This window comes from Geobacillus sp. BMUD (assembly GCF_013096845.1).
GTDB classification, from domain to species: Bacteria; Bacillota; Bacilli; order Bacillales; family Anoxybacillaceae; genus Geobacillus; species Geobacillus vulcani.
In genome coordinates this window covers 51,149-58,726 of sequence record NZ_SDLA01000016.1, presented here as the reverse complement: position 1 = coordinate 58,726, position 7,578 = coordinate 51,149, and the positions used below count along the sequence as shown (strand labels likewise).

General features: G+C 47.4%; 6 protein-coding genes and 1 CRISPR repeat array. All 6 genes read right to left on the bottom strand.

The window, feature by feature from the left end; translation table 11 throughout:
• On the bottom strand, positions 1 to 830 hold an 830-nt coding region (locus tag ETC05_RS14690; RefSeq protein ID WP_171661350.1), incomplete at its 3' end, for a DmpA family aminopeptidase.
• Between the two features lie 155 nt (positions 831 to 985).
• Positions 986 to 2,475: direct repeats of the CRISPR family, unit length 30 nt; unit sequence GTTTCAATCCCTCATAGGTACGATAAAAAC.
• 179 nt (positions 2,476 to 2,654) lie between these two features.
• A complete protein-coding gene (gene cas6, locus ETC05_RS14685) occupies positions 2,655 to 3,401 on the bottom strand; it encodes a CRISPR-associated endoribonuclease Cas6 (RefSeq protein WP_171661349.1) in 747 nt (248 codons plus the stop codon).
• 44 nt (positions 3,402 to 3,445) lie between these two features.
• Complete coding sequence (cas2, locus tag ETC05_RS14680; RefSeq protein WP_033022484.1) at positions 3,446 to 3,709, bottom strand: CRISPR-associated endonuclease Cas2; 264 nt, start codon at positions 3,707 to 3,709, stop codon at positions 3,446 to 3,448.
• 11 nt (positions 3,710 to 3,720) lie between these two features.
• Positions 3,721 to 4,722: a type I-B CRISPR-associated endonuclease Cas1b gene (gene cas1b, locus ETC05_RS14675; RefSeq protein ID WP_171661348.1), complete on the bottom strand. Its 1,002-nt coding sequence runs from the start codon at positions 4,720 to 4,722 to the stop codon at positions 3,721 to 3,723.
• 2 nt (positions 4,723 to 4,724) lie between these two features.
• Positions 4,725 to 5,234 (bottom strand): CRISPR-associated protein Cas4, encoded by a 510-nt coding sequence (gene cas4, locus ETC05_RS14670; RefSeq protein ID WP_171661347.1) that lies wholly within the window; start codon positions 5,232 to 5,234, stop codon positions 4,725 to 4,727.
• A 9-nt stretch (positions 5,235 to 5,243) separates the two neighbouring features.
• Entirely contained in the window at positions 5,244 to 7,577 is a 2,334-nt protein-coding gene (cas3, locus tag ETC05_RS14665; RefSeq protein ID WP_171661346.1) for a CRISPR-associated helicase Cas3', read from the bottom strand.
• Position 7,578 lies beyond the last annotated feature (1 nt).

The window sequence follows — 7,578 nt, the reverse complement described above, 5'->3', positions numbered from 1 at the left end:
GCCGTGGAAAAGGCAATGACGATATCGCCGCTGCCGTGATGAACATGACTCCCCGTCCGCGCCAGCCCCACCGCCGCCCGCTTCGCCAACCGCTTCAATTGCCGCGCATCAAGCGGCGCATCGGTTGCCACGATCATCATAATCGACCCAGGCGGCACATCCCGCTCATCAAACGACGGCGGCACATATGGCACAAACCGCAGCTCTTCACGCCGCCCAAAATTGCTCACGACAAGCGTCCCGACCGTATACATTCCGCCCGCGATCCGCGATGAACTGCCGACTCCTCCTTTCCAGCCGAAGCACATCATGCCCGTCCCCGCGCCGACTGCTCCTTCTTCCATATCCACCCGCGCTTCGGCAATCGCCTGTTTCGCATGCGCCTTCGTCACCGCCAGCGCCCGCGCCGCGTTCAAATAGCTGTCATTGCACTCCCCGACCACGATGTTGACAGACCCGGCCGTGTCGCCAATCTCCGGCGTCATCTCCATCATATACTCAAGCGTCCCTTGCCAGACAGCGCCGACACTGAACGTACTCGTCAGCATAATCGGCGACTCGATCGTCCCCAGCTCCTCGACTTGCACGAGCCCCGCCGTTTTCCCGAACCCGTTCAGGACAAAGCACGCCGCCGGCACCTTCTCTAAAAACCAATTCCCCCCATGCGGCAACACCGCCGTCACCCCAGTGCGGATCACCGTCCGTTCATCCCGCTCTTCACGAACCGTCACATGCCCGACCCGAACGCCGGACACATCCGTAATTTGATTCCGCTTCCCTGTCGGAAGCGTGCCGATCGAAAACCCGAGATTGCGAAGTTTTTGGCGCATCGATGCGAAGCCTCCTGTCGCGGTGGTTAGCTCTCTAACCTTAAAATAGAAAAACCAAAAATTTATAAAACCGTGATGCACAACAAGGGGAGTTCCGTTCTTTTCATCACAAATGTTTACAAAGAGACCGGTTGGGTGAGCAAACGTAGGTGTCGGTTTTCATTCGTTATAGTTACGATAAAAACCGCCAAAGCCAAAGAAGGCAGCTTGGAGTTTGAGTTATGTTTTAATCCCTCGTAGGTACGATAAAAACCGATCAGTTCCAATATGTCGCCGTATATCTCCATTTTCTGTTTCAATCCCTCATAGGTACGATAAAAACATATTTCCTCGAGTCTTTTGAAGTGCTCATGCAATGGTTTCAATCCCTCATAGGTACGATAAAAACCGAAAATGAATGCTTGGTTTCATGGTTCACCTCAATGGTTTCAATCCCTCATAGGTACGATAAAAACATAAATCAGGAACGCAACATTGGATTCATGAATTTCAAGTTTCAATCCCTCATAGGTACGATAAAAACTCCCATTTCCAAAGGGGGCTGAAGGCGCCCGCATTTGGGGTTTCAATCCCTCATAGGTACGATAAAAACAGGTTGTATGTGATGATTGTCTCAATGCGGTCAGCGTTTCAATCCCTCATAGGTACGATAAAAACGTGGAATCTATTCAAATTAGTGAATTTTTGTGAAGTTTCAATCCCTCATAGGTACGATAAAAACGGCTAGCCTAGTCCGGTGGGTAGCGGAGCCGAGGAGACGTTTCAATCCCTCATAGGTACGATAAAAACAACCTGTCACGAACTTTGTTCGGTACGTCCGCACCTGTTTCAATCCCTCATAGGTACGATAAAAACCGAATGATTCCACACGTTCTTTTTTGTCAGCTTTGGTTTCAATCCCTCATAGGTACGATAAAAACTGATAGTATGTTGAGTTATAAAACGTTACGTACCGAGTTTCAATCCCTCATAGGTACGATAAAAACGATGTGGGGACGTATCCTCCACACCCGGAACAAGCCGGTTTCAATCCCTCATAGGTACGATAAAAACGGCCGTGCCGCGGGTTTCCTGGTGCTGAAATCGAAGTTTCAATCCCTCATAGGTACGATAAAAACCTTTTCACTTAACGTTCCTTTGTCCTCATTACTGCGTTTCAATCCCTCATAGGTACGATAAAAACTGATTTCATCAGTGTAGTTTGCGCGTACGTCGCCGGTTTCAATCCCTCATAGGTACGATAAAAACTAAACGGGCGGCTGGCCGGCGAAAAATTCGGCTTCAGTTTCAATCCCTCATAGGTACGATAAAAACTCGGCTTTACCCATGTAAAATCGCCTCCAATTCGTGTTTCAATCCCTCATAGGTACGATAAAAACGACCCGTAGTCTTTTGGGCCGGGAAGGGCGGTGTGAGTTTCAATCCCTCATAGGTACGATAAAAACACGCCGGGGGTGTCATCATATGCAAGGATGCCATGTTTCAATCCCTCATAGGTACGATAAAAACAGGGGAAATTTTCATATTCTCCAGCTTCAAATTCTCCAGTTTCAATCCCTCATAGGTACGATAAAAACGATGCTGGTTACCGTGGCGAAATCGGTGTGATTGTCGAGTTTCAATCCCTCATAGGTACGATAAAAACTCCAAAAAGTGTTGTCATATCAACCTTTTCCCTTCAACGTCATCCTCAGAATAACACGTTTCGAAGATTCTGTCAATGAAATCTATCCTTGATGGCTGTAGGGATCAAGCGATCAAAACCAATGTCGTCGACCCCCTGGGGTTTTTGCACGATTGGAGGTCGACGACAATCAGAATGGCTCACTCGCTGATTAACCGAAACATGCCGAATCCTTGGGAATTGCGGCTGCCTAGGCCAACGTGGTATAGAAACGTCAGTTGTTCGGGAGAAGAGGAAAGACGATAATGGCCTAACCAGCCCGTAATATACATATCTTTGAATCTTGTTACCACTCGATGACGGTGGTGGACATGGACAGGCTCGATCATCAATCTCTCTTCTGGCTCGACGCCATAGTACGCTTCGTATTTATGGCGGAAATTCAGCTCCACGAGGTGGGGAAAGACGTCGTCGTCCGGCCCGAAAAAATGCGTTTTCTTTTTGCCATCGATCGTTTCATACGTGCTGTATACGGTCAGCGGGGAGAGCATGGCCACCTCGATGGTGTTTTGGGCAATTTCCACCTTTTCCATCTTCACGCTTTTGACCTCCACCGGCTGATCGTAAAGCCAAATCTCCCGCCGCAGCAACAACTGCTGTCCGAGCTGCTCGGTCAAATCCGGGAGGATCGTGTCGATATGCCATTGGAAATCGTCCAAAAATCGTATCGTTTTCTTTCCCCTATCCACTTCATGCCTTCCAAATAGACGGCTAAATGTAAACAGTTTAAACGATCGCTTCTCATGGCGGAAGCCGATCTCATGCAAAAACGTCGCCAATCGTTCGCTTTCTAGCGAACGATACAACAGGCCTTGCAGCAAATGCTGATAATGAAGCGGCAGCGACACCGGGCCCTGCCGCCCGTTCATCGTAATAGTCAGTCTCATGTGAATACCCTGCCTTCTATAGATAAATACCATTCCTTCTTCATTTATAAGATGAACTCATCCCCGCCCTTTTTCACCCCCATTTCTTCTCTTTTCGAGTACTTTTGGGTGCGAAACGTGTAAAAAATGACCGAGTCCTCATCAGGATCCATCATTTGGCGCAGTTCCATCTTTAACTTTTCGTAATTCGCCGTTGTGATTTCCCCTTCAAACACCGAGTTTTGTACCCAATGAAGATATTTACGAGCAATTTTCAGCGCTTTGGCCACACGCTTTTCGTTAAAATCGTACACGAGAATCACAAACACAGTGCTTCCACCTACCAACGAGCTGCATAAGGCTCGTACGTTTTTTCACCGAGAAGATGCTTTTGAACTTTATATAACTCAAGGCGAATGAGACGACGATACGATACAGACTTCCCGAGATGACGATGTTGAACTGTCGTCTGCATTTTTTTCTCCAATTCACTGACAAATAACTTTCTTCCTTCTTCATTTAACAAAATGCCGTCGGTTAATTTCTCAAAATGCTTATGCGACAACATATATCGATTCACTAAGGTGAAAATCAAGCGATCGACAATGATCGGTTTAAAAATTTCCGCAATATCCAAATTCAATGAAAAGCGGCGAAAGTTCGTGCTATGCAAAAAGCCAATGCGCGGATCTAAATACGTTTTATAAATTTCACTCAAACACATCGTGTACACAATCGAGTTCCCAAAGCTAATCAGTGCGTTCAAACGATTATGCGGCGGCCGTTTGGTCCGTTTTTCAAACACAAAATCTGGATGGCAGATGATGGTATCGAACGAAGCATAATACGCTTCACGAATATGGCCTTCTGCCGCCATTAACTGCTCCACCGTTTCCGCCTGATTCAACCTCCCTTCTTCCCGTTCGATCAATTGCAGCGCTTTTTCCAATTCCTCCGGTTCAGAAAGGCGGGAACGGTAATACTTGAGCACCCGCTCCATTTGGCGGATGGAGCCTTGCACAAATAGACGGGCGAGCTCCAATCGTTTGGCTGGATCAATGTAATGCTCCGCCTGCTTTACTATGACATGTCCGGAATTCAAATGTTCACGCGGATAAAAGGAGCCGACATAATAGCCATAATGATTAAAGTAATGAACGATGATCTCTTTTTGCGCCGCAAACTCCAAAAACCGTTTCGATACGTCCACTTCCCCGAAAATATAAATATCATTCGTATTTTCCACCGGTATATAACGTTTACGTCCTTCTGTTTCGAAATACAGACTATTGTCTTTGCGACGCAGCTCACCATTTTGGAAAATATAAAGCGTCTTTTTCATTTTTATTCCTCCGCCCAACAATATTCACGATAGGCGCATTTGCTGCAAAATGATATCTTTTTCGGCGGCGGCGGGACAGGCATTCGCGTGATGCGGCGGATGTCGGCAATGGCACGTTCTAACTCATGCCGCCCTTCCTCAGTCCATTCGACACGTTCTTTTTTCCGCTCCTTTGGAAACAACAGTTCCCCTTTCGCGTAGATCCCCGCCTGTCTCAACGTATCTAAATAGTATAACAGCTGCATTCGAGCGCTTTTTATATAGCTTGATGACTTCTTCACTTCTCCTATAATCAACTGGCCGTCTTCTTGACGGATGCGGTCAATGACAATGGAACCTATCGATATTTCTTTCTTGTCCCTCTGGTAAGTTGTTTCAGAAAGAAATCTCCCAATTTCTATCGCTTCATCTTCCTGGTCTGGAGCAATCTGATGCTTCATCAGCCAAACTTCGCGCGGACAAATGTAATAGTACCAAATGTCTGTTCCCGTCACAGGCATTTCATATTCCATCAACCTCACCTACCAAATGAGCCCTTCACTTTTCGTCCGGTACCCGAGCGCCTCATCGTAAAAATCTGACAGCGAATCGTGTCCCACATACCCGATCCCATGGACAATCGGCGGCTGGTGATCTACCCGTGCTGGAATCGCAATGACATATTGAAAAAAGCGGGTTTTAATATCAGAAAATCTCTTCCTCCGCTCCCACCGATCGCTGATTCGCAAAATGGTCTCATATTCACGAAACACTTCGCTCGCTTCCTCATCCAGCTCAATAAAGACATTGAATTTTTCCCCTTCTCCTTCAATCAGGCGAAAGTGCGACACAGGAAGGCGATCAACGGTTTCTTCCCCATCAAAGTACAGCGTCATCATCCCTTTTAACAGCCGTTCGGACTCGTTATTGCTCATTCGTGCAGTCAGCGTTTCGAAATAGGCTGTAATCAACTGTAAAAATTCGCTTTCCTCTATTTTCGCTTTTCCTTTTAACAAAGTCTGTGTAATGTCTAAGCGGATCGCATCATAAATATAGCTCGCGTATAATCGCTTTTTGTTGTCTGTTAAGCGAACAATGTGCACCTCCCCTCCCCGCTGTCCATGGCGGTTGCACCTTCCAGCTGCCTGCTGGATGGAATCCAAGGGGGCAAAGTCTCGGTAGACCACATCAAAATCAATATCAACCCCCGCCTCGATCAACTGCGTACTAACGACAATCCGATACTCCCCGTTTTTCGCCGCCATGATCCGCCGCAGGCGTTCTTTTGGCGGAATATGCGTGGACAAAAACGTCATGTCCCCCTCATCTACGCCTTCGTCTAGAAAGGCACGGTATAAAGCTTTAGCGCTCTCAATCGTATTCAAAATGAATAAATATGTTTTTTCCTCATCCCACTCGATTTGCCGAGCAAACTCCTCGATCTCTACCGGCTCGTCGATGTCTGGATGCAAGGTCACCCGGGAAAGCAGTTGAAAATAGGCCGATTCATTGACAAGGGAAACCGCTTCTGGAAACCATTTTGGATCCGTTGCCGAGCTGAAGATAAAATAACAGCCGAGTTCTTCCGCCATCGCGGCAAACAAGCGGCGAACAGCCAACCAATAACGATGAGGAACGGCCTGCACCTCGTCGATGAGAATAATGGAATTAGCCAACCGATGAAATTTGCGCAGTGAAGCATTGCGGTGAGAAAAAATCGTTTCGAACAATTGCACAAAGGTAGTCACAATCAATTCCGAATGCCAACCTTCCACCAGCAGTTTCGCCGCCTCATAATCAGCGTCGTACCGCTCCTCATCTTGCCTTGTGACATAACGCATATCAGCCAGATGATGATGCGCAAGCCAAAGCTGGTGATCCTCCTGCATTCCGCTCGCGGCAAAAACGTCTTTTAGAACACTTGCCGTCTGGTCAATGATGCTGAGAAAAGGAAGACTGTAAATGATTCGGGGCGTCACCCGTTGACGGCGTTCGATTTCGTGGCGAAGACGCAAGGCAAAGTGGAGACCGGCTAACGTTTTTCCCATTCCGGTTGGCAAGTTCAACGAATACACATGATGACGCAAATCGATCGGCGCCTGATCCACTTCTTGAAACGCCCGCTCTCTCCATTCATTCAACGTCGTTTTCGGCCACGATTGTTGCTGCTTATAGCGCAGAATCAAGTCGGCCGGAATGTCCTTGCGCCCGGAAAACAACCATGACTGCTTTTGCAAAATTCCAACTTCTGACTTATCTGCATCAATGAGCAGAGAGAAGAGAAACAACAGTTGCAAATATGGCACAAGCGAATCATTGCTTCGATTCCATTTCATGATCCAGCGGCGCAACGAGCGAGCTTCGGCAAAAAATCGTTCAATCCACGTCAACCACACTTCTTTCGTCCAAATCGCTTCTTGTCCAACACCCAAACAGGCCATCTGTTTGGATAGTGCGGAAAAGTCTGTTGCTTCAGCTTGACGTTTCAACAACGTCTTGGCCTCGTCCCCTATCCGCTTTAGTTCTTCCAGCCAATCGTCTAAATTGCCATGATGCCGCTTCACGACAAGAAACGCCAACAATCGCCAAAACTCATCCATCCCCTTTTCTTGTAAAAAAACCGCTAATAGGACGGCCGACAAAAGCGCATGGCTTTTTAATGCAGGCGGATCTTGAAAAGAATCCGGTGATTGGATGTATCGCTGGAAGAAGGCATGACTTTTGCCGATATCATGAAAAAGCGCAATCCACCGATTCACTTCCGCCAACTGTCCGGACTCGGCGAGACGGACGGACTTTTCAGACAAAAAGAGGGAGGAAAGCTGTTCCACCCCTCGCAAATGATCCGACAAAAAATAATGGGGATGAGAATACATC